This window comes from Roseburia sp. OM02-15 (assembly GCF_003481835.1).
In the GTDB taxonomy this organism is placed as follows: domain Bacteria; phylum Bacillota; class Clostridia; order Lachnospirales; family Lachnospiraceae; genus Eubacterium_I; species Eubacterium_I ramulus_A.
This window is the reverse complement of record NZ_QULX01000002.1, coordinates 219,439-240,774: the sequence shown is the minus strand read 5'-3', so window position 1 is coordinate 240,774 and position 21,336 is coordinate 219,439. Positions and strand designations below refer to the sequence as shown.

The window sequence follows — 21,336 nt, the reverse complement described above, 5'->3', positions numbered from 1 at the left end:
CTTAGTTCGCCTCCGGCAGTTCCAGTGTAATGCGTCCCAGACGTCCGGATCTGAAATCATCGATGACAAGTGCTGCTGCTTTGCTGTAATCAATCTCATTTCCACGCTGTACGCAGCCACGTTTCTGTGCGATCGCTTCCAAAATTTCCACCGGACGCTCCACATTTTCTTCTACCTCATAACGGGCAGTCAGTGTACCTGCATAATTTTCTTTCAAGTAAGAAATCAGTTCCAGAGAAAGTTCATCAATATTCAAAATTTCATCTTTAATAGAACCGATCAGTGCCAGACGGAGTCCAACCATCTGATCATCAAATTTCGGCCACAAAATACCCGGTGTATCCAGCAACTCCACATCTTTGTTCAGACGGATCCACTGTTTTCCTTTTGTCACACCTGGTTTATTTCCGGTCTTTGCACATGCTTTTCCGGCAAAGGTATTGATAAATGTAGATTTTCCCACGTTCGGGATTCCCACAACCATGGCACGAACCGGGCGGTTTTTGATTCCTCTGCGGCGGTCGCGCTCAATTTTTTCCTTACATGCTTCAAGAATGACGTTCTGGATTTCCTTCATGCTGTTTCTGCGTCGTGCATCCAGTTTTACCACATAAAATCCCTTTGCTTTAAAATAAGAAGCCCATGCCTCATTTTTTCTCTCATCGGACAGATCTGACTTGTTTAATAAAATCAGACGTGCTTTATTTTTTCCAAGATCATCAATATCCGGATTCCTGCTGCTGAGCGGAATTCTTGCATCCACCAGTTCGATCACCAGATCGATCAGCTTGATATCTTCCTGCATCTGGCGTTTTGCCTTCGTCATATGTCCCGGGTACCACTGAAAATTCATATTTTTTCTCCTTTTGCATCCACTAAAAACTACTAATTAATTTTTCCCATTTTATTAAAAGGTCTTGCCACAAACCAGGCTTTTCCTTGAATATATTCCTTTTTTATGTTTCCGATATTGGCATAACGACTGTCCTCACTGCTGTTACGGTTATCACCAAGAACGAAATATTCATCTTCTCCAACCGTGATTTCATCCTCTGCCAGACCTGCATTTTTGATGGTTTCGGTGTCTTCCACATCATACAGTTCGCCATTGACATACAGCAGGCCATTTTTGATCTGTACTTTATCGCCGGGAATTCCGATCACTCTTTTAATATAGTAGTGACTCTTCTCATTTCCGTTTGGCAGAAAGACAATCACATCTCCTGCTTTCGGTTCTTTTATATTGTATACAAAGCGGTTAACTAGCACAACACTGCCATCGCTTAATGTCGATTCCATAGAATTTCCCACTACACTGACTCTCATACCGGCACAGTATACCAGCACAAAGGCAAGCAGCAGAACAATAAAAATCTCTACAATCCACAACAGAATTCCTTTTGCCGTCGATATTTTCATTTTTCTGCGTCTTCTTCGGAAATTCAATCCTCCTGTTCGAAACACTGTCATAATTAGATTATCTCCTTTCAGACCAATTTCAAGTCAAACATGTGCGAAACTCGCTATATGTTTCTACTCAATGTAAGTTCCTATCATCGTATATCTTTCTAAGAAGCATTACAATCTGCACATGCATTTTTATTGTAACAGAAAACATCTCTTTCAAACACCCTATAAATAGGAAAATACTGCAATAAAATCAAGGAAGTGTGCTATCACTCAAATAAAAAACTTTTCAATAGCACATTTCTTTATTATAAAAATCAAAAAATGTGCTTTTATATTCTCTCGCCATTGAACCTGTACCAGCACACCATTTATCCTGTAATCGAAAAAATCCCCTGAAGATGCAAGGCATCATTCAGAGGATTATCATCATTCAGCATTCTAAAGCAGATTATTTTACTAACTCTTTAACTTTAGCTTTCTTACCTACACGGTCTCTTAAATAGTAAAGTTTTGCACGTCTTACTTTACCGTAACGAACAACTTCAACTTTCTCTACGTTCGGGGAGTGTAATGGCCAAGTTTTCTCTACGCCAACACCGTTGGAGAATTTACGAACTGTAAATGTCTCACGGTTGCTTCCGCCCTGTTTCTTTAATACAGTACCCTCGAAAACCTGAATTCTTTCGCGGTTACCCTCTTTGATTTTTGCAGATACACGAACTGTATCTCCTACGGAAAACTCCGGTACTTCAGCTTTCAGCTGCTCAGCTTCGATGCTTTTGATAATTTCATTTGCGTTCATTCTTGTGACCTCCTGTTATTTGGATGTTCTTAATACGTTACGTAACAGAGGACCATCTCTTCTTTAATTCACAACGTATGATAGTTTACCATACTTATTTATAAAAAGCAACACAAATTGCTGCATTTCTATTGTATTTTTCGCAATCCATGCATCAACTTTTTTGCAGGAACTGCTTTTATTCAAGTCGAACGCACGTGAGACTTGGTGCGTGATTCTGGTCAGCGCAAGCTGACATCTTCTTTTTTCTTTCAATCCTTACCTATTCAGCAAAAATTGTCTATTTTTCTTTTAATTCTTTTAAAATCTGCTTCACATCCGCTCTGGAAAGTTCTGCATTCTCCAAAAGCTCCGGTCGGTTGCGCAGTGTACGCAATACCGACTGCTCATGTCTCCATGCTTCCACCTTTTTATGATCGCCGGAAAGCAGCACCTTCGGCACTTCTTTTCCATTCCATTTTGCCGGACGGCTGTATTGCGGATACTCCAGCAGACCGCCTTCTAACGACTCCGTAGAACCGGATTCTTCATTGGTCAGTACACCCGGAACCATACGTGAAATCGCATCTACCATAACCATGGCAGGCAGTTCTCCTCCAGTCAGCACATAATCGCCAATGGACACGTAATCTGTCACGATTTCTTCCAGCACACGCTCATCCACGCCTTCATAATGTCCGCATAAAAAGATCAGATCCTCTTCTTTGGCATATTCCTTTGCCATGCCCTGCTCAAACACCCGTCCCTGCGGAGTCAGATAAATACAGCGCGGCTGATAGCCTACCTGATCCACAATGCTTTTCCAGGCATCGTAAATCGGCTGCGCCTGCATCACCATGCCAGCACCGCCGCCATACGGATAATCATCCACCTTTTTATGACGATCCTTTGTGAAATCACGGATATTAATTGTATTTATTTCAATCAGATTCTGCTCAATGGCATTTCCGATAATACTCGTATTCAATCCCTGCATCACCATGTCAGGAAATAATGTCAAAATATGAAATCTCATCGATTAATCCCTCAGTCCAGGCATCAGATAAACGGTCATCACCATCTGTTCCATATCAATGTCACGGATACAGTCTTTGATAGCCGGAAGTAATAACTGCTGTGCACCTTCCTGTTCTACCACATAAACATCGTTTGCTCCGGTCTGAAGCACATCTGTCAGTGTACCAAGTTCCTCGCCCTCTGTGGAAAACACGCGCATACCGATCATATCCGCGATAAAATATTCATCTTTCTGCAGTTTCACCGCATTTTCCCGTGTCACATACAGACTTTTTCCGCGAAAACGCTCCACTTCATTGATGTTCTGAAACTCCTTGAACTTCAGAATTACCATCTGTTTAAAAAATTTCACCTGGCAGATATGAAGTGTCATCCGTTCTTTTCCGGTGTCTAAAATGACCTCTTTCAGTTTTTTAAAACGTTTTACATCATCCGTGGTAGGAAATACTTTGACCTCCCCGGCGATTCCATGTGTGCTTGAAATCACACCTACCTGTAAAAATTCTTCCATGTTCTCCCTTTCAAAAAAGGGACATAGCTTAACACCATGTCCCTTGTCGCCTTTTTACTGTACGATCTCTACGATAACTTTTTTTTCCTCGCGAGATGCGGCAGCTTTCACAACAGAACGGATTGCTTTCGCAATTCTGCCCTGCTTACCGATCACTTTTCCCATGTCGGCCTGTGCAACATGCAGTTCCAGAACGGTTGCCCGGTCTTTCTCTGTCTCTGTTACAGTAACTTCCTCAGGATTGTCGACTAGTGATTTTGCAATTACTTCTACTAATTCTTTCATCACGTTTCCCTCACTAATCTATTATTTCTCGATACCAGCTGTTTTTAAAATTTTCTCAACTGTCTGTGTAGGCTGTGCTCCGTTTGCTAACCATTTTTTAGCTGCTTCCTCGTCTACGCGGATCTCAGACGGCTCTTTAGTCGGATCATAATATCCGATCTCCTCGATGAATCTACCATCTCTCGGGCTTCTGGAATCTGCTACTACGATTCTATAGAAAGGAGCTTTTTTCTGTCCCATTCTTCTTAATCTGATTTTAACTGCCATGTGTTTCACCTCCTCAAATTTCTACTTCACTGCGCATACGCGCTATATGGTTAAAAAGGAAACTTGAAATTTCCAAATTTACCGCCACGTTTACCTTTGCCCATCATGTTAGGCATCTGTTTCATCATCTTGCGTGCCTGCTCAAACTGTTTTACCAGTCGGTTGACTTCGCTGATATCCACACCGGCACCAGCCGCAATACGACGTTTTCTGCTTGGATTGATCAGGTTTGGATCCCCACGCTCCGCCGGAGTCATGGAATAAATGATCGCTTCAATTCGCGCCATCTTCTTCTCATCCATCGCATCTTCAATCTGTTTCATCTGTGCGCCGCCAATGCCCGGCATCATGCTTAAGACATTTGCGAAACCACCCATTTTCTTCATCTGGCTCATGGAATCCAGATAATCGTTAAATGTGAACTCTGCTTTCCGGAAACGTTTTTCCATATCAGCAGCTTTCTCATCATCGATCTCCGCCTGCGCTTTCTCGATCAGAGTAAGCACATCTCCCATACCAAGGATTCGGGAAGCCATTCGATCCGGGTAAAACTGTTCCAAATCTGAAAGTTTCTCACCCATACCTGCGTACAGGATTGGTTTTCCGGTTACGGCACGAATGGAAAGTGCTGCACCGCCTCGGGTATCACCATCTAATTTTGTCAGGATCACACCGTCGATTCCGATTTTTTCATCAAAGGTGCTTGCCACATTGACTGCGTCCTGACCGGTCATGGCATCTACCACCAAAATGGTCTGTGCGACATCCACATTTTCTTTGAGCTCGATCAGCTCGTCCATCATATCTTCATCTACATGAAGTCGGCCGGCTGTATCAAGGATGATGATGTTGTTGCCGTTCTTTGCCGCATGCTCTACCGCTGCTTTTGCAATGTTGACCGGCTTGTGTCCGTCACCCATGGTAAATACTTCCACGCCCTGTTTTTCACCGTTGACCTGTAACTGCTGGATTGCAGCCGGACGATAAACGTCGCAGGCAACCAGAAGTGGTTTCTTTCCTTTGAGTTTGAACTTTCCTGCAAGTTTTGCAGTTGTCGTTGTTTTACCGGCACCCTGAAGACCAACCATCATAATGATCGTTGTCGCCTGTCCCGGACGAAGTTTGATCTCCGTTGTCTCTGAACCCATCAAGTTAACCATTTCCTCGTTAACGATCTTGATTACCATCTGTCCCGGATTCAGACCATTCATTACATCTGCACCAATCGCACGTTCCTGTACAGATTTCACAAACTGCTTTACTACTTTAAAGTTTACATCCGCTTCCAGCAAAGCCATCTTAACTTCCTTCAGTGCAGCCTTTACATCTGCTTCCGTCAGGCGACCTTTGCTTCGCAGGTTCTTAAATACGTTTTGCAGTTTTTCGGATAAGCTGTCAAATGCCATACTTATAATTCCTCCAAAATCCGTCCGGAGATCTGATTGATCTCCTCCATTATCTGTGCAATACAGTCCTCTTTATAATGAAGCGAAAGATCACGAATCTTGGAAACATCTTCTTTTGTCTTCCAGAACCGCTCTACCAGATGAAGCTTTTCTTCATAACCGGCAAGGATCTTATCACATCTTTTTACCAGATCATGTACCCCCTGACGACTGATTCCCAATTCCTCAGCAATCTCGCTTAAGGACATATCGTTCAGCACAACATCTTCATATACATGTTTCTGATGCTCCGTGAGCAATTCTCCATAAAAATCATACAAAAAGACCTGACGTCCAATTTTCTCCATGTCAATCACCTTTGCTAGATTACCACACTTGTTTTACCCTGTCAAGTATTTTTTCTTTACACTTATATAATTTTTTCAAATATTCCCTGTACATAAATTGTACTCAATTCCAACACATGTGTTTCTACCTCTACTAAGATTATCTTTTCAGCAAAAAAGGACAGACACTAATATATACTTGCCCGTATATTTAAATGCCTGCCCTGTATTATTTTCACATCATCTTCGGATAATGTAAAATCAAACACATTAAAGTTTTCTTCCATACGTTCCACATGTGTAGATTTCGGGATTTCTTATAATTATAGCTTTTCACACAAATATCGTCAATAAAATGAATGGTTTGTAAAACTTTTTCATTTTTCCCTTGACTTTAGCATGGTAAATTGATAACATGGTAGCATGTTCACACAAAGAATTACCAGAGGAGAGAGAAAAAAGATGAAAAAGAAATTATTAGCACTCGTTCTTGCTGCAGGTATGGTAGCTTCCATGGCTGCATGCGGAAATACAAACAGCAACGGATCTGCTTCCGCAGATAACAGCAAAGACACTTCTGCCGCAGCAGAAAGCACAGACAGCGATCTGGCTTATGTCAAAGACAAAGGTACTTTAGTTGTAGGTATCACAGACTTTGAGCCGATGGATTATCAGGATGAAAACGGAAACTGGATCGGATTTGACGCTGATCTCGCATCTGCTTTTGCTGAAAGCCTTGGCGTTGATGTTGAATTTGTAGAAATTGACTGGGATAACAAAATCCTTGAGTTAGATGGCAAAACAATCGACTGTGTATGGAACGGTATGACATTAACCGATGAAGTAACAAGCTCCATGTCCTGCACAAACGCTTACTGCAACAATGCGCAGGTAGTCGTTGTTCCTTCTGATGTTGCTGACCAGTATCAGGATACAGACAGTTTAAAAGACCTGACATTTGCAGTTGAGTCCGGAAGTGCCGGTGAAACACAGGCTCAGGAACTTGGCTTAAATTACACAGCTGTAACTGCTCAGTCTGACGCATTAATGGAAGTTGCCGCAGGTACTTCCGATGCTGCTATCATCGATTCCCTGATGGCTGCCGCAATGGTTGGTGAAGGTACCGGTTATGCAAACCTGACATACACCATCGGCTTAAACGATGAGGAATATGGTGTTGGTTTCAGAAAAGGTTCTGACCTGACAGAAGAATTAAACAACTTCTTCAAATCCAGCTATGCTGACGGTTCCATGGAGCAGATTGCTGAAAAATACGGTGTACAGGCTGCAGTTGTTGAGCAGAAATAATCCTGTTTAGCCCAGCGGATATTCGCAATTCGCTTATACTACTTGCTCATAACCAAATACCACTTCGTGGCTCTATTCGGTTAAATACTTGTTTTGTTGAGAAATATTTGTTTGTTGAGATTTGTAAAAATAAATAGTGTTTTTTAATTTAAGACAGAGAGCGGAGTTTCCGCTCTTTGTTGCGCATAAAAATATACAGTTCACAGGCTTCTTCATACAAGCCTGATCGTGATCCATATAATATATGATACGTGAGCTGTACCAAAATACTTAGAGAAAGCAGGAACTATCATGGATTTTTCACAGCAGCTGCCGATCGTCATTCATTCCTTAAACGTCGGCTTTTTACAGACATTAAAACTTTTTGCAATCACCCTAATCGGTGCATGTCCGCTTGGTCTTGCAATCTGTTTCGGTTCCATGTCCCGCATCAAACCGGTCAGTGCCTTTTTTAAACTTCTGATCTGGGTTGTCCGCGGTACCCCTCTGATGATCCAGTTACTGATCATCTACTTTTTCCCGGGACTCGTATTACATAACCCAATCTGGGGCGGCGGCGAAACCGGCCGTTTCCTCGCAGCATCCGTCTCCTTCATTTTGAACTACGCTTGCTACTTCTCCGAAATCTACCGCGGTGGTATTCAGAGCGTACCGGTAGGACAGGAAGAAGCCGGCCTGGTTCTGGGCATGACAAAATCCCAGATTTTCTTCCGGGTTAAATTATTACAGATGGTAAAAAGAATCATTCCGCCAATGTCAAACGAAATCCTGACACTGGTAAAAGATACTTCTCTTGCACGTATCATTGCACTGCAGGAAATCATCTGGGCAGGACAGGCATTTATGAAAGGATCTCAGGGTATTTCCGGACAGATCTGGCCACTGTTCTTCACCGCTATCTACTATCTCGTTTTCAACGGTATTCTGACAGTGGTACTTGGAAAATTAGAAAAGAAACTGGATTATTTCAGATAAAAGGAGAAACTGATCATGAAAATTTTAGAGACAGAACATATATGCAAATCCTTTGGGCAGACCGAAGTACTGAAAGATATCAGCTTTTCTCTGGAAGAAAGCCAGGTACTTTCTATTATTGGTTCTTCCGGAAGTGGAAAAACAACGCTCCTGCGCTGTCTGAACTTTTTAGAGCACCCGGACAAGGGAATTATCCGTGTCAAAGATAAAACCGTTTTTGATGCAGCAAATCCGGTTACCATGCAGGATGCGGAAATTCGTAAAAACCGTCTGCATTTCGGTCTCGTTTTTCAGTCCTTTAATCTCTTTCCTCAATATACTGCGCTGAAAAACGTTATGCTTGCAAAGGAGCTACTTGCAAAAGAACGCCCGGATTATAAAGCTCGTAAAAAAGAAATCCATGATGAAATCGAAACTCAGGCAGTCGGACTTTTAAAACAGATGGGACTTTCCGAACGAATCAATAACTACCCGCATCAGCTGTCTGGTGGACAATGTCAGCGTGTTGCGATTGCCCGTGCACTGGCGATGCAGCCGGATATTCTGTGCTTTGATGAGCCGACTTCTGCTCTTGACCCGGAGCTGACTGGCGAAGTATTGAAAGTTATCAAAGAACTGGCAGAAACCAAAACAACTATGGTAATTGTAACACATGAGATGGCATTTGCCCGGGATGTGGCAGATCAGGTTATTTTCATGGATGATGGGTATATACTTGAGCAAGGTGATCCTTATCAGGTATTTGAGCATCCGAAGGAAGAGAGAACACGGCAGTTTTTGTCCCGGTTCCACGAAAACGATTAAAATCTTGTTTAGGGTGGCTTAAAATTTACTATTTAGGTTTTTATAGGAACTCCTGGAATTTTGTCTCAGTCGCTAGCAATCGCTCCTTGAGAAAAAATTCCAGGAGTTCTTTATCTACACAGTGAATTTTGTAAATTTTTACGCCACCCTGCACTTCGTGCCACCGCAAAGCGGCCAGCCCGCCAAATTGTATGGTTTATAATTCACAAAACGTAAATGGCGCCAGTCAGACAATCTTTCCTTGGCAAGCGATTGTTAGCTGCAAAGGTAAGATTGATGACTGGCGCCTTCACTAACTCAATTTTTTAAACCACACAATTACCCGAACCGGAACTTATAAAACCGCCTGAATCACTTTCGGATCATAACCCGCTTCGCGCAGTGCCGCAATAATCTGTTTCTTATGTTCTGTACCAAATGCTTCCATCGTGATTCGAATCTCTACAGCCGCATTTCTGTTGGATGATACAAACTGGTTATGATCCAGTTTGATCACATTGGCCTGTACGCCTGCTACAACACCTGCAACTCTGCACAGTTCACCCGGTTTATCCGGAAGCTGAATGGATACGGTAAAGATACGATCACGCAGGATCAGACCTTTCTGTACAACGGAAGACATGGTGATAACATCCATATTTCCACCACTCAGGATAGATACAACCCGTTTATTTTTCACATTCAGATGTTTCAGTGCTGCTACTGTCAGCAGACCGGAATTTTCTACGATCATCTTATGATTCTCTACCATATCAAGGAATGCTACAATAAGCTCATCATCGTGAACAGTAATGATGTCATCCAGATTTTCCTGAATATATGGGAAAATTTTAGTTCCCGGAGTTTTTACAGCAGTACCATCTGCAATGGTATTTATCTGCGGTAATGTTACTACTTCTCCAGCTTCCAGAGATGCCTGCATGCAGTTTGCACCCGCCGGCTCTACACCAATGACTTTGATCTTCGGATTTAACAGTTTTGCCAGTGTGGATACACCGGTTGCAAGTCCGCCGCCACCAATCGGCACCAGAATATACTCTACTAACGGAAGTTCCTGGAAAATCTCCATTGCGATAGTTCCCTGACCGGTTGCTACTGCCGGATCATCAAACGGATGGATGAATGTATATCCGTGCTCTTCTGCCAGCTCGTATGCTTTTGCACAAGCCTCATCGTATACATCTCCGTACAGAACGACCTCTGCACCATAGCTCTTAGTACGGTTTACTTTGATCAGCGGTGTTGTGGTCGGCATTACGATGGTTGCCTTTGCACCATAACGTTTTGCAGCATAAGCCACACCCTGTGCATGATTTCCTGCGGATGCAGTGATCAGACCACGCTGACGTTCTTCCTCTGACAGTGTGCTGATCTTGTAATAAGCACCACGTACTTTGTATGCGCCGGTAAACTGCATGTTTTCCGGTTTCAGATATACTTTATTGCCGGTCTGCTCACTTAAATACTCACTGTAAACCAGCTTTGTTTCCTGTGTTACTTTTTTGACGATTTCACTGGCTTCCTCAAAACGATCCAGTGTCAACATTTCACTCATTTACGCTCTCCTTCTGAAACAACGCATCTACAAACTGATCCGCATCAAATTTCTGCAGATCATCGATGCTCTCTCCTACACCAATATATTTTACCGGAATGCCAAGTTCGGAATGGATTGCAACGGCAATACCTCCCTTGGCAGTTCCGTCCATCTTGGTCAAAACAATACCTGTGATCTCGGCAGCTTCACTGAACTGCTTTGCCTGAACCAGCGCATTCTGTCCGGTGGTGGCATCCAAGACTACTAATGTCTCACGATATGCCTCCGGATATTCCTTTTCCAGAATACGGTTGATCTTCTTCAGCTCTTCCATCAGGTTTTTCTTGTTGTGCAGACGTCCTGCGGTATCACACAATAACACATCTGCTTTACGGGCTTTCGCTGCCTGTACCGCATCATATACGACAGATCCCGGATCAGATCCTTCCTGTCCACCAACGATTTCTACGCCAGCACGGTTTGCCCACTCAGTCAGCTGTTCTCCGGCTGCGGCACGGAAGGTATCAGCAGCACCCAAAATTACTTTTTTGCCCTGGTTTTTCAGTTTTCCGGCTAATTTTCCAATGGTTGTTGTCTTTCCAACACCATTTACACCGATTACCAGAACAACGGATTTTTCTTCTTCAAAACGATATGCAGTATCACCCACATACATCTGCTCTTTGATACTGTTGATCAGCAGCTCCCGGCAGTCTGCCGGTTCTTTGATGTGGTTTTCTTTTACTTTCTGCTTCAGATTTTCGATAATTTCCTCTGTGGCACGGATTCCGATATCACCCATGACAAGGATTTCTTCTAATTCCTCATAAAAATCGTCATCGATATGGGAAAATCCGCTAAAAATAGAATCAAATCCGGACACGATATTGTCACGGGTCTTAGTCAGTCCGCTGACTAAACGCTTAAAAAAGCCTTTTTTCTCTTTTCCTTCTGCCATACGTCTCTTCCTCCCTCAAATATAGTTGAAATCAAATTTTCTTTGTTCGTTCTTATAATAATTATCTGCAAATTATTTTCTCACAAAAAAAACAATCGTACTTTGCAATACTTCAAATCCAGAAATGCTCTTGACACTCTTACTTTGAATTCTTATGCATCCAATTCTTTTTCAATCAGGTTTACAGAAACCAGTGCAGACACACCTTTCTCCTGCATGGTGATACCATACAGACGGTCTGCCGCCGTCATTGTTCCACGTCGGTGGGTAATGACAATAAACTGTGTATTTTTTGTCAGCTTATGCAGATAATTTGCAAAACGGTCAACGTTGGAATCATCCAGCGCCGCCTCAATCTCATCCAACAGACAAAACGGTGACGGTTTTAAGTTCTGGATGGCAAAAAGCAGCGCAATGGCGGTCAGCGCTTTCTCTCCGCCGGAAAGCTGCATCATATTCTGCAGTTTCTTTCCAGGCGGCTGTGCAATGATTCGGATGCCGCATTCCAGAATATCCTTGGTTTCTTCCTCGCCGGTCAGTTCCAGAGAACCTTTTCCGCCGCCAAACAGCTCCTTAAAGGTTTTATCAAACGCTGTCTGAATATCCGCAAATTTCTCTGCAAACTGCTTACGCATTCCCTCATCCAGATCCGTAATGATCTTCTCCAGACTTGCTTTTGCTTCCTCCAGATCCGCATGCTGTGCATGTAAGAACTCATAACGCTCGGAAACTTCCTTGTACTCCTCAATGGCATTGACATTGACATTTCCAAGCTTGCGGATCTCGTTTCGGATCTCTGCGATCTGTTTTTTCAGATCCGATACATTGATCTCTTCCGGAACTTCCTGCTCTTTTGCCGCATGATAGGTGATCTCATATTCTTCCCACATGTAGTTATTCAGGGATTCCTGTGCATTTTCCGTCTTTTCTTTCTGCTGGTTCAGTCGGAACATCTCTTTGTCCAGATTGCTCATAATCTGGGAGAGTTCTTCCCGCTGGGTAAAGAAAGTTTTCTGTTCTGCCAGCATCGTCTCTTTTTCCCCACGGATAGCAGCTAACTTTTCATCCAGTTCTGTCTTCTGCTGAACGGTCTCTTCTGACTGCTCCTGCAGCTGTCTGATCTGGGCTTCCCGTTCTTCAATGACAGATTCACTGTTGGCACTGTCATGCAAAATCTGCGCTTTTTCCTGTTCCAGACGGCGGATTTCCTCCGCGATTCGCTGGATATTCTGCTGCTGGAAGGATTTCTGCTGCTGTTTTTGAGCAATCTCCAATAAAATCTCATTCAAATCCTGCGAAATACTCTCGATTTCCAAGTTTTTATTTTCTACCTGCTGTGACAGTTCTTTGTTCTGCTCATTGATATTTTTTTCCTGATCAACAGACAGCTGCATCTGCTCTGCCATCTGTTCCTGCTCTGCCGTCCATGATTTTTTGTCTGCATCAATTTTTGCGATTTCTTCATGAATACCGGTGTAAGCTGCTTCCTGTTTCTCCTGTTGCTCACGAATATGCCCGGTTTCCATTTCCAATGTATTTTTATGTAAATATGCCTGTTGCAGATTGACCTGCAGTTCCTCATAATCATCTTTTAAAAGCGCATTTGCAGTCTTGACATCTTCCATACGACTGCGGATTTCCTGCGCTCGTTCCTTACATTCTGCAATCTGTTTTTCCAGCACTTCAATCTCACGATTTCTTCCAAGCAGATTGCTGTTGTTACGGAACGCACCACCTGTCATGGAACCGCCCGGCTGCAGAGACTCACCCTCCAGCGTCACAATACGCAGAGAATAGCAAAATTTTCGTGCCACATTCACTGCATGCTCAATGGTATCCATTACCAGCACACGTCCAAGCAGATGTCCGGCAACGCCTTCGTACTGTGGCTCCGTATGCACCAGACTGCTTGCAATTCCGATAACCCCTGTTTCGCCAAGTGCTTTTTCCGCCTGCACATGTTCCGGTGCAGACACACTGGTCAATGGTAAAAATGTGGCACGGCCATAACGGTTCTTCTTCAGATATTCGATCATCTGGCGGGCCGTATCCTCGTTATCAGTTACGATATTTTGGATACTTCCGCCTAAAGCAGTTTCAATAGCTGTCTCATACCGCTTGTCCACCTTGATCAGATCAGCAATGACACCATGAATGCCCGGTGTATCCGCCTTGCGCTCCATAATGCGGCGAATACTGTTTCCATAGCCGTCATAACGTTCCGCAATATTGCGCAGGGATTCCAGTCTGGAACTATCCTTGTGGAACTCTTCCTTGCACTGATCCATCTTTCCGCGCAATTCCTCAAACTGCTGCCGCCAGTTGCTTCGTTTCTGCTCCATGGAAGCTTTTTCTTCTTCCATGGAAGCGATGTTTTCTTTTAATTCAGCCAGCTCTTTTTCCTGCTTTTGCAGCAAGCCACTGACATCATTTCCGCCGCTTTTCTGTTCCAGCAGTTCTTTATTTAACTGCGCCCGGCGGATGGAAGCCTGTTCCTGCATCGTTTTCAGACGCTGCTGCTCTGCTTTCATAGAAGCACGGGCATTCAACAGATGTAAAATCTCTGCTTTGCCATCTTCGATCTGCTGCTCCATAGCGGTCGTTTCTTTTCGCAGATTCTCCAGACGTTCCGTCAAAGTTGCCTTTTTCTGCTCCGTCTCCCGGATTTTTTCTTCCAGTTCTGCCTGTTTGCTGCTATATTCTTCACCGGATCTGCGCTGACGCTCCACGTCTGCTTCCAATGCTTCAATACGGCTCTTCACATGTTCTTCATTCTGCTGTGCCGTATGAATCTGCTCCCGCAGTACGTTGATCTGACCTTCCAGTTTTTCTCTGGAAACACCAGTCTCGTTCATGCGCTGCTGCAGTTCACCGATCCGTTCATCCGCTTTTGCAACATTTTCTTCCAGTTCTTCGTATCTGGTCTTTGCTTTTTCAAAATTCTGTGTCGTTTCCTTCTGCTGATGCTCCGTGATGCCACATTTCTGCTCTAATTTCCGCAGTTCGGTATTCATACGATCCATCTCAATCAAAAACAGGTTTCGATCACAGTCTTTTAATTCTTCTTTTTTCTTCAGATAAATTTTGGCATGTTCTGCCTGACGCTCCAGCGGTCCTACCTGACGTTCCAACTCTGATAAAATATCGTTGACACGCACCAGATTCTGCTGTTCGTCTTCCAGTTTTTTCAACGCCGTTGCTTTTCTGCGCTTGAATTTTACAATTCCTGCTGCCTCGTCAAACAATTCCCGACGTTCTTCCGGTTTTCCACTCAGGATTTTATCAATCTGTCCCTGACCGATGATGGAATACCCCTCTTTACCAATACCGGTATCATAAAAAAGCTCATTCACGTCCTTCAAACGACACTGTGTGCCGTTAATCAGGTACTCACTCTCACCGGAACGATATACCCGTCGTGCCACTGTCACTTCATTATAATCCAGCGGAAGTTTGTGATCGGAGTTGTCCAACGTAATTGCCACATAGGCAAAGCTAACCGGTTTGCGGTTCTCCGTTCCTGCAAAAATAACGTCCTGCATACTGGAACTTCGCAGCTGTTTTACTTTCTGCTCACCAAGCACCCAACGCACCGCATCCGCAACATTACTTTTTCCACTGCCGTTTGGCCCTACAATACCGGTGATTCCGTTATGAAACTCAAATACAATTTTATTGGCAAAGGATTTAAAACCGTGTACCTCGATTGATTTAAGATACATACATTCCTCCGTTTACTCTTTCGATACGTTCAAAATCTCACCTTTGATTCTGCGTGTATCCCTTACTTGTCCTTCTTTCTCAGCGCCAGAATTGCCTGATATGCAGCTTCCTGTTCTGCTGCTTTCTTTGTATGACCTTCCCCGCAGCCGTAGCTCTTATTTCCAATGCGGGCTTCCACGGTATAGTTCTTGTTGTGATCCGGACCACTCTCATCTACCAGCACATACTCCAGCTTTCCGCTATGCTCATCTCCCTGCACGATTTCCTGCAGGATAGTCTTGCTATCATAAAAGAGCTGCATATGCTCTACATTATTCAGCACAAAACGGTGAATAAACTCTTTTGCATTAGCAAAACCACCATCCAGATAAATAGCTCCGATAATTGCCTCAAATGCATCCGACAAAATAGATTTTCTCTTTCTGCCACCGGTCTGATCCTCACCTTTTCCAAGGAAAAGATAATCTCCCAGGTTCAGTGTTCTGGTACAAAAAGCCAATGTCTGCTCACATACAATGCTTGCACGCACTCTGGTCAGTTCTCCCTCCGGTACATCTGTATGCTCATGATATAAAAAGTCACTGGTTACAATTTCCAGTACTGCATCACCCAGAAACTCCAGACGCTCGTTGTCGGATAATTTCTTCATCCGATGCTCATTGGCATAGGAGCTGTGTGTCAAAGCCTGACGAAGCAAGCCTTCCTGCTGAAACTGATAACCGATTTTCTCCTGAAACTCTTTGATCTGTTCCATATTCTTCCTCCTGTTTAATCCACAAATGGATGCTGCTGCAAAAATACTCACTGCAACAGCATCCATTTTCCTGTTATACTGATTCTTACAATGCTTTCTTAATCTGCTCTACAGCATCGCCAACAGTTGTAATTTTTTCTGCTTCTTCTGTCGGAATCTCGATCTCAAATTCTTCCTCGATTGCCATAATAATCTGGAAAATATCCAAGGAATCTGCTCCAAGATCATCCACAAAAGTAGTCTCTTCTGTAATACCGTCAGCATCGATGCTTAACACTTCACTGATGATATTTTTAATTTTATCAAATTCCATGACGCAAATCCTCCCTCCCTGTTATTTTTCTACAATAATATGCTCTTTGATCTTACCATTAATGTCCTGCTGCTTGAAGGTCACACACTGAAGAATGGAATTCTTCACATCACTTGCCTTCGCACTGCCGTGTGTCTTGACCACCAGACCATTCAGTCCAAGCAGAGGAGCTCCACCGTACTGGGAGGCATCAAAGGACTTCAGTGTCTGTTTTAATGCAGGTTTAATCAAAAGTGCTCCAATTTTAGACCGGAGAGATGACATTAGTCCCTCTTTTACCTTGGAAAGTAACGTTGCTGCCACACCTTCGTACAGTTTCAGTACGATATTTCCCGCGAATGCCTCACAGACGATAACATCTGCGCCACCATGTGGAATCTCGCGTGCTTCGATACTTCCGATAAAATTAATACCAGGACATTCTTTCAGCAGTGGGAATGTCTCCTTCACCAGCTGATTGCCTTTTTCTTCTTCTGCTCCGATGTTCAGGATCGCCACTCTCGGATTCTTAATTCCGACAATGTTCTCCATATAAATAGATCCGATCTGGGCGAATTGCACCAGATGTGACGGACGCGCATCCACGTTTGCTCCACAGTCAATCAGAAGTGAAACTCCCTTCTCTGTCGGAACTAACGGCGCCAATGGCGGACGCTCAATGCCTTTAATTCTTCCAACCAGTACCTGACCTCCAACCAAAGTTGCTCCGGTACTTCCTGCGGTCACAATGGCATCTGCTTCCTGATGCTTAATCATATTCATTCCGATTACCAGAGATGACTGTTTCTTCTTACGAATCGCATTTACCGGCGGCTCTGCCATCTCAATGACTTCCTCGGCATGTACGACTTCGATTTTTTCCTTATCATATGTGTATTTCTCAAGTTCTGCATTGACAGCATCCTGTCTGCCTACCAGAAATACTTTGATATCATTTTCTGCCTGAACTGCTTCCACGGCACCTTTTACGATTTCTCCCGGTGCGTTATCGCCGCCCATGGCATCCACTACTACGCGGACTGTTTCGCTCATACTTTTTCCTCCGTCTCTTGTCCATCCACTAAAAAATATACACTATGTCTATGTATAAATCAACCGATTTTTCTTATCCAGATGTAAAACTTTTTCCCGTTTTTTCAGTAAATATTACACTGTAAGAAAAGTTTTCAACTGAGCCTCGCCATCATGAAAATCCTTCATTCCAAGATCATATAATTGCTGCTCTACTTCCCGATCCATGGTGTATGTACTCATTTTCGGTGGGTTGCTCGGTGCAAAAATAAATGCCTTGCCTTCCTTCTCCAGATCAAACAGCTGCTTCTGGCATTTGCCATACATGATATGACGGTTATCCAGCGCTTTTACTGTATTCGGGAATTTACGGCACATTCTGCTGTATAAGAAACGCATACCCTCCGGTTTTTTCACAAAACTTCTCGGTTTTGATAAAATCGCAACGATCTTGTCACAGCCGTCATCCAGGGCACGCTGTACCGGAATCGCATCCGTCACGCCGCCGTCATAATACAGTTTTCCATCGATTTCAATCGGTTTGCATGCTGCCGGCAATGCACAGGAAGCCATAATGCAGCGGTAATCATCCTGTTTCATGGCACTTCCCGGAAAATACACCGGTTTTCCGGTTGACGCGTCTGTCGCAACGATCCAGTATTCTGTCGGATTCGCACAGATTGCCGGAAAGTCAATCGGATCCACACCGGTAGAATTGGTCATATCGCCATAAATGTGCTGCAAGCCGAACAAATTCCCGGTTTTGATAAAACTCTTTATGCCAAAATATCCCGGATCTTTGATCCAATCCGTATAATATCGAAGATTACGACCACGCTGACCTGCCAAAAAAGATGCCACATTGGCAGACCCTGCTGATACACCGATTGCATAGTCAAATGTAATATCTTCATCTATAAAAGCATCCAGAATACCTGCACTGTAAGCGCATTTCATCCCACCGCCTTCTACAATTAATCCTATTTTGCTCATATGTTCTGTCACCTTTTCATTCTCTCAACATTTATAGAACGCTGCTTATAAAACAATTTTTAAGACACAACGCTTTGTTAATCTACCAGTCAATCGTTCTGTTAATCTATTGTGCCAGCATTCTATAAATCGGAAGTAAATTCACTTTGTGAATTAATTATTAATGTCTATCCTATTTTATCAGAGATAAAACAGATGTCAATGAACGATTTTCCATAAATGTTTTCATAAAAAAATCGACTGTATATCTATTTTCCGATAAACAGTCGATTTTTCGCATTTTTTCCTTATCCTTTTTTCGGTTGTATGCCTTTCCATTTGGCATTGTTCTGATTACAGGATTCAAACCATCCCAGGTGCGTCGAAATCCTGCGTAATATTTTTTCTGCGCCTTCTTGCTGCGCTTATCTAATGATATATATTTTTTCATGCTACGTTTTCCTCCATTCCATTTTGAATTACCCCTGTAATCTCTTTGCAAATATCCATATAATCGGTATGACCACATAAAAGCATTTTATCCGGTAATTTTTCTAATACTTTTTCAAATCTTACACATTCTTTCTTCCTAACTTTGCAAAAAACAATGCGATATGGGGTTCCCTCTTTCACCATTTCTTGCAAAAATCGCACCTGAATCTGTTCCTGTATAAATAATGCATCTGCCAGATAATCTTCATGATCAATGTATGCATACAAAACCGAAAATGGTCTGAAATCCTTCAATTTCCAAAAATTCGTCATGAATATACCTCCCAATCATTCCATACTTTTTATATGTGCTGATCTGATTGTCAGTATATCATCTGGGTAATTTTTGTCACTAAACTGTTAGTTTATATAAAAACAATGTAATAACTCCATAAACGAACAATATCCCCGTCAATGACGAGGATATCTTCTATATTGGTGTGCAATAATCTGCTTAAAATAATGAAATTGTCAATGCTTGGTAACGATCTGCCAGCCAGCCATTTGTATACAGCCTGTGGATTTTCAAATCCCATGGCTCCCTGAACATCTTTGACCGTGTAACCATTCTCTTTCAGTAATCTCTTGATACGATTACCTGTTTCTTTTTGTTGAATTGATACGTACATTGGTTGCATTTTTGATACCTCCGTAATCTTCTCCATCCCGAAACATGATGTTCTATTAGTGTAACACTTTTCTGGAAATAGTTCCAGATATTTTTTTCGATGAGGCTACACCTTTAACTTAATATATTATATATGGATAGGGCAAAAAATGCATTGAACCATCAGTTTAAAATCCTGTCTAATCTTTTAACAGCCATTCTCGAACTGCCTGCACATCTACTTTCAAAATTTGAGCAATCTTCTCCACAGGCATACTAGCGTTAGACAAACTTTTCGCTGTATCTTTCTTTTCAGCCAAACGTCCTTCCTCGACACCTTCATGACGGATTTCTTCCATTTCACGACACATCTGCTCCACTCCTTTTTCATTTTCTATTGCTTCATGCATTTATTAATACCATTCAATTTAAGATTCTAGTACATCTATCTTTGCTTTATTTGTTTGGTGATTTCCCTTTGTTTGATTATATCCATTATTAAAGGAATCAAAATGAGCTATATAATATGTTTCCGCATCATTTACATTAAATATGTCTATATCTTTCCACCCCACAACAATTTGCTCTACATAGAATTTAATACCTTTCAAATATGACTCATATATTCTATCTTTTGAAGTTCCATCAAAATGTTCTTTTATTCTACTATAATTATCTCTATTACTTTGCCCAACATACCTTCTCCCGTTTTCATCACATAACACATATACACACACTCCAGCGATTTCTTTCGTATCAACAAATGTTTTGATAAAATCGCCAATAGGCATCATGAAATGTACCCGCTTATCCAAAACAGGTTCTCTCCTTTGATATTGATGTTGCAATTCATAAATATCTTTTTTTAACGCTATGGTATCTATATAATATTTCTCATTGTTCTTTCTTAATTCTTCTACTTCATGCAGTAATTCATTATTTTTACACCTTAAATTCCGATTTTCCAAAGCGACAGAACAGGTCTCCGCCTCAGTTTTTTTACAACTATTCATACATGTTTTATCATCTCCCGTTGTTGCGCCAATTATTTCAAACGCAAAACCTGCAAATTTTCCACTTGGTTTACATTTTCCATTACACCAATTACTAACAGAAGTAGCGGAAATATTCAAAGCCCTTGCTACATCCTCATAAGTATCATATACCCCTATTTTATCTTTTTCTTGATTATATACTTTCACCTGTACTATTCTCTTTAAATAGTTTTTATAGGCATTTTCAAAAACTTTATCACAATAATCCACTTTAAAAAACAGAAAATACTTTGCATTTTGCGGAGGTACTTTTCTTTTACATGCTTTTGTTATAGTTGCATATGTGTACCCCAAATTTGTTTGAGCCTCTCCAATAGTTTGATATTCAGCAATTACTTTTCCATCAAATCCCACTTGTATAACTTTTTTTGCTGATCCATTACTTTTCAGCTCTGAAACTTCCACTTTTTCATCTGCAAAACGCCATTGAAATCCCTCAAATCGTGTTACTTTTCCATTACATGCCTCAATCACTTTCGCACGCATTTTCTTACTTTTCTTCGAATCAACCGGATAACATTCATATACATTTTTATAAATATGAACTAAATTCCCATGTACATCATACTTACACACTCCCCTCAAGAAATCAGAATTACGTATCCTATTTATGTTAATTTTTCGAATCTCTACATTACAAAATTTACATTGATTATCAACAATAATCATACGTTGTCCACATATCGGACACCGATTTTGATCCACAATACATATTTTTTCCACAATCGCCACCTCCGTATATTATTATAACATTTTTGATACCCCTGTCAATTTACAAGTATACAAACGAAAAAAGATGCCGC

The 21,336-nt window shown here is 42.2% G+C and carries 24 protein-coding genes; 3 read left to right on the top strand and 21 right to left on the bottom strand.

All coding sequences use genetic code 11. The annotated features are described in order from the left end of the window. Position 1 precedes the first annotated feature (1 nt). From ylqF to ylxM, 9 genes are all read right to left on the bottom strand, one after another. A complete protein-coding gene (gene ylqF / locus DXB15_RS03235; protein WP_109217033.1) occupies positions 2-853 on the bottom strand; it encodes a ribosome biogenesis GTPase YlqF in 852 nt (283 codons plus the stop codon). 32 nt (positions 854-885) lie between these two features. Then, on the bottom strand, positions 886-1,470 hold the full coding sequence (gene lepB / locus DXB15_RS03230; RefSeq protein WP_118702005.1) for a signal peptidase I: 585 nt from the start codon (positions 1,468-1,470) through the stop codon (positions 886-888). Positions 1,471-1,858: 388 nt separating this feature from the next. After that, entirely contained in the window at positions 1,859-2,212 is a 354-nt protein-coding gene (rplS, locus tag DXB15_RS03225; protein ID WP_109217035.1) for a 50S ribosomal protein L19, read from the bottom strand. Between the two features lie 280 nt (positions 2,213-2,492). Next, entirely contained in the window at positions 2,493-3,227 is a 735-nt protein-coding gene (trmD, locus tag DXB15_RS03220; protein WP_118702004.1) for a tRNA (guanosine(37)-N1)-methyltransferase TrmD, read from the bottom strand. Between the two features lie 3 nt (positions 3,228-3,230). Next, the gene (rimM, locus tag DXB15_RS03215; protein WP_118702003.1) at positions 3,231-3,740 is read right to left on the bottom strand and encodes a ribosome maturation factor RimM; all 510 of its coding nucleotides are present in this window, start codon (positions 3,738-3,740) and stop codon (positions 3,231-3,233) included. 54 nt (positions 3,741-3,794) lie between these two features. After that, positions 3,795-4,025 carry a KH domain-containing protein gene (locus tag DXB15_RS03210; RefSeq protein WP_109216125.1) on the bottom strand — a complete coding sequence of 77 codons (231 nt, stop codon included), beginning with the start codon at positions 4,023-4,025 and terminating at the stop codon, positions 3,795-3,797. Between the two features lie 21 nt (positions 4,026-4,046). After that, complete coding sequence (gene rpsP / locus DXB15_RS03205; protein WP_109216124.1) at positions 4,047-4,292, bottom strand: 30S ribosomal protein S16; 246 nt, start codon at positions 4,290-4,292, stop codon at positions 4,047-4,049. Positions 4,293-4,342: 50 nt separating this feature from the next. Then, a complete protein-coding gene (ffh, locus tag DXB15_RS03200; RefSeq protein ID WP_109216123.1) occupies positions 4,343-5,698 on the bottom strand; it encodes a signal recognition particle protein in 1,356 nt (451 codons plus the stop codon). 2 nt (positions 5,699-5,700) lie between these two features. Next, on the bottom strand, positions 5,701-6,045 hold the full coding sequence (gene ylxM / locus DXB15_RS03195; RefSeq protein ID WP_118702002.1) for a YlxM family DNA-binding protein: 345 nt from the start codon (positions 6,043-6,045) through the stop codon (positions 5,701-5,703). Positions 6,046-6,486: 441 nt separating this feature from the next. On the opposite strand from ylxM, the gene DXB15_RS03185 reads away from it, so the two are divergent. The 3 genes from DXB15_RS03185 (at position 6,487) to DXB15_RS03175 (ending at position 9,111) form a co-directional block, all read left to right on the top strand. Continuing rightward, positions 6,487-7,332 (top strand): transporter substrate-binding domain-containing protein, encoded by an 846-nt coding sequence (locus DXB15_RS03185; protein WP_118702001.1) that lies wholly within the window; start codon positions 6,487-6,489, stop codon positions 7,330-7,332. A 291-nt stretch (positions 7,333-7,623) separates the two neighbouring features. Beyond that, positions 7,624-8,307, top strand: coding sequence for an amino acid ABC transporter permease (locus DXB15_RS03180; RefSeq protein ID WP_109216119.1), 684 nt, complete (start codon positions 7,624-7,626; stop codon positions 8,305-8,307). A 15-nt stretch (positions 8,308-8,322) separates the two neighbouring features. Next, positions 8,323-9,111 (top strand): amino acid ABC transporter ATP-binding protein, encoded by a 789-nt coding sequence (locus DXB15_RS03175; protein WP_109216118.1) that lies wholly within the window; start codon positions 8,323-8,325, stop codon positions 9,109-9,111. A 334-nt stretch (positions 9,112-9,445) separates the two neighbouring features. Here DXB15_RS03175 and ilvA read toward each other — a convergent pair whose 3' ends face one another. The 12 genes from ilvA to DXB15_RS03115 form a co-directional block, all read right to left on the bottom strand. After that, entirely contained in the window at positions 9,446-10,657 is a 1,212-nt protein-coding gene (gene ilvA, locus DXB15_RS03170) for a threonine ammonia-lyase (RefSeq protein WP_109216129.1), read from the bottom strand. Between the two features lies 1 nt (position 10,658). Next, positions 10,659-11,606 (bottom strand): signal recognition particle-docking protein FtsY, encoded by a 948-nt coding sequence (ftsY, locus tag DXB15_RS03165; protein ID WP_109216117.1) that lies wholly within the window; start codon positions 11,604-11,606, stop codon positions 10,659-10,661. A 152-nt stretch (positions 11,607-11,758) separates the two neighbouring features. Further along, positions 11,759-15,328, bottom strand: a complete 3,570-nt coding sequence (gene smc / locus DXB15_RS03160) for a chromosome segregation protein SMC (RefSeq protein ID WP_118702000.1) — start codon at positions 15,326-15,328, stop codon at positions 11,759-11,761. A 62-nt stretch (positions 15,329-15,390) separates the two neighbouring features. Beyond that, entirely contained in the window at positions 15,391-16,083 is a 693-nt protein-coding gene (gene rnc, locus DXB15_RS03155; RefSeq protein WP_118701999.1) for a ribonuclease III, read from the bottom strand. A gap of 85 nt (positions 16,084-16,168) precedes the next feature. Further along, entirely contained in the window at positions 16,169-16,396 is a 228-nt protein-coding gene (gene acpP / locus DXB15_RS03150) for an acyl carrier protein (RefSeq protein WP_109216114.1), read from the bottom strand. Between the two features lie 21 nt (positions 16,397-16,417). Then, the gene (plsX, locus tag DXB15_RS03145) at positions 16,418-17,428 is read right to left on the bottom strand and encodes a phosphate acyltransferase PlsX (protein WP_118701998.1); all 1,011 of its coding nucleotides are present in this window, start codon (positions 17,426-17,428) and stop codon (positions 16,418-16,420) included. 114 nt (positions 17,429-17,542) lie between these two features. Then, positions 17,543-18,400, bottom strand: coding sequence for a patatin-like phospholipase family protein (locus DXB15_RS03140; protein ID WP_118701997.1), 858 nt, complete (start codon positions 18,398-18,400; stop codon positions 17,543-17,545). A gap of 172 nt (positions 18,401-18,572) precedes the next feature. Next, entirely contained in the window at positions 18,573-18,830 is a 258-nt protein-coding gene (locus DXB15_RS03135; RefSeq protein ID WP_118701996.1) for a hypothetical protein, read from the bottom strand. Further along, positions 18,827-19,144, bottom strand: a complete 318-nt coding sequence (locus DXB15_RS03130; RefSeq protein WP_187119638.1) for a hypothetical protein — start codon at positions 19,142-19,144, stop codon at positions 18,827-18,829. The genes DXB15_RS03135 and DXB15_RS03130 overlap by 4 nt, the downstream gene beginning before the upstream one ends. A 92-nt stretch (positions 19,145-19,236) precedes the next feature. Continuing rightward, complete coding sequence (locus DXB15_RS03125; protein WP_118701995.1) at positions 19,237-19,509, bottom strand: helix-turn-helix domain-containing protein; 273 nt, start codon at positions 19,507-19,509, stop codon at positions 19,237-19,239. A 169-nt stretch (positions 19,510-19,678) separates the two neighbouring features. Further along, positions 19,679-19,888: a hypothetical protein gene (locus DXB15_RS03120; RefSeq protein ID WP_118701994.1), complete on the bottom strand. Its 210-nt coding sequence runs from the start codon at positions 19,886-19,888 to the stop codon at positions 19,679-19,681. Positions 19,889-19,906: 18 nt separating this feature from the next. Then, positions 19,907-21,256, bottom strand: a complete 1,350-nt coding sequence (locus DXB15_RS03115; RefSeq protein ID WP_118701993.1) for an NUMOD1 domain-containing DNA-binding protein — start codon at positions 21,254-21,256, stop codon at positions 19,907-19,909. Positions 21,257-21,336: the final 80 nt, after the last annotated feature.

Excerpts from the sequence above, each read along its gene's own strand:
- smc (WP_118702000.1), bottom strand. The coding sequence starts at position 15,328 with ATGTATCTTAAATCAATCGAGGTACACGGTTTTAAATCCTTTGCCAAT.
- DXB15_RS03210 (WP_109216125.1), bottom strand. The coding sequence starts at position 4,025 with ATGAAAGAATTAGTAGAAGTAATTGCAAAATCACTAGTCGACAATCCT.
- ffh (WP_109216123.1), bottom strand. The coding sequence starts at position 5,698 with ATGGCATTTGACAGCTTATCCGAAAAACTGCAAAACGTATTTAAGAAC.
- DXB15_RS03125 (WP_118701995.1), bottom strand. The coding sequence starts at position 19,509 with ATGCAACCAATGTACGTATCAATTCAACAAAAAGAAACAGGTAATCGT.
- DXB15_RS03175 (WP_109216118.1), top strand. The coding sequence starts at position 8,323 with ATGAAAATTTTAGAGACAGAACATATATGCAAATCCTTTGGGCAGACC.
- ilvA (WP_109216129.1), bottom strand. The coding sequence starts at position 10,657 with ATGTTGACACTGGATCGTTTTGAGGAAGCCAGTGAAATCGTCAAAAAA.
- DXB15_RS03185 (WP_118702001.1), top strand. The coding sequence starts at position 6,487 with ATGAAAAAGAAATTATTAGCACTCGTTCTTGCTGCAGGTATGGTAGCT.
- trmD (WP_118702004.1), bottom strand. The coding sequence starts at position 3,227 with ATGAGATTTCATATTTTGACATTATTTCCTGACATGGTGATGCAGGGA.
- rplS (WP_109217035.1), bottom strand. The coding sequence starts at position 2,212 with ATGAACGCAAATGAAATTATCAAAAGCATCGAAGCTGAGCAGCTGAAA.
- DXB15_RS03135 (WP_118701996.1), bottom strand. The coding sequence starts at position 18,830 with ATGAAAAAATATATATCATTAGATAAGCGCAGCAAGAAGGCGCAGAAA.
- rpsP (WP_109216124.1), bottom strand. The coding sequence starts at position 4,292 with ATGGCAGTTAAAATCAGATTAAGAAGAATGGGACAGAAAAAAGCTCCT.
- plsX (WP_118701998.1), bottom strand. The coding sequence starts at position 17,428 with ATGAGCGAAACAGTCCGCGTAGTAGTGGATGCCATGGGCGGCGATAAC.
- DXB15_RS03180 (WP_109216119.1), top strand. The coding sequence starts at position 7,624 with ATGGATTTTTCACAGCAGCTGCCGATCGTCATTCATTCCTTAAACGTC.
- DXB15_RS03140 (WP_118701997.1), bottom strand. The coding sequence starts at position 18,400 with ATGAGCAAAATAGGATTAATTGTAGAAGGCGGTGGGATGAAATGCGCT.
- rnc (WP_118701999.1), bottom strand. The coding sequence starts at position 16,083 with ATGGAACAGATCAAAGAGTTTCAGGAGAAAATCGGTTATCAGTTTCAG.
- lepB (WP_118702005.1), bottom strand. The coding sequence starts at position 1,470 with ATGACAGTGTTTCGAACAGGAGGATTGAATTTCCGAAGAAGACGCAGA.
- DXB15_RS03120 (WP_118701994.1), bottom strand. The coding sequence starts at position 19,888 with ATGCATGAAGCAATAGAAAATGAAAAAGGAGTGGAGCAGATGTGTCGT.
- ftsY (WP_109216117.1), bottom strand. The coding sequence starts at position 11,606 with ATGGCAGAAGGAAAAGAGAAAAAAGGCTTTTTTAAGCGTTTAGTCAGC.
- rimM (WP_118702003.1), bottom strand. The coding sequence starts at position 3,740 with ATGGAAGAATTTTTACAGGTAGGTGTGATTTCAAGCACACATGGAATC.
- DXB15_RS03130 (WP_187119638.1), bottom strand. The coding sequence starts at position 19,144 with ATGACGAATTTTTGGAAATTGAAGGATTTCAGACCATTTTCGGTTTTG.
- acpP (WP_109216114.1), bottom strand. The coding sequence starts at position 16,396 with ATGGAATTTGATAAAATTAAAAATATCATCAGTGAAGTGTTAAGCATC.
- ylqF (WP_109217033.1), bottom strand. The coding sequence starts at position 853 with ATGAATTTTCAGTGGTACCCGGGACATATGACGAAGGCAAAACGCCAG.
- ylxM (WP_118702002.1), bottom strand. The coding sequence starts at position 6,045 with ATGGAGAAAATTGGACGTCAGGTCTTTTTGTATGATTTTTATGGAGAA.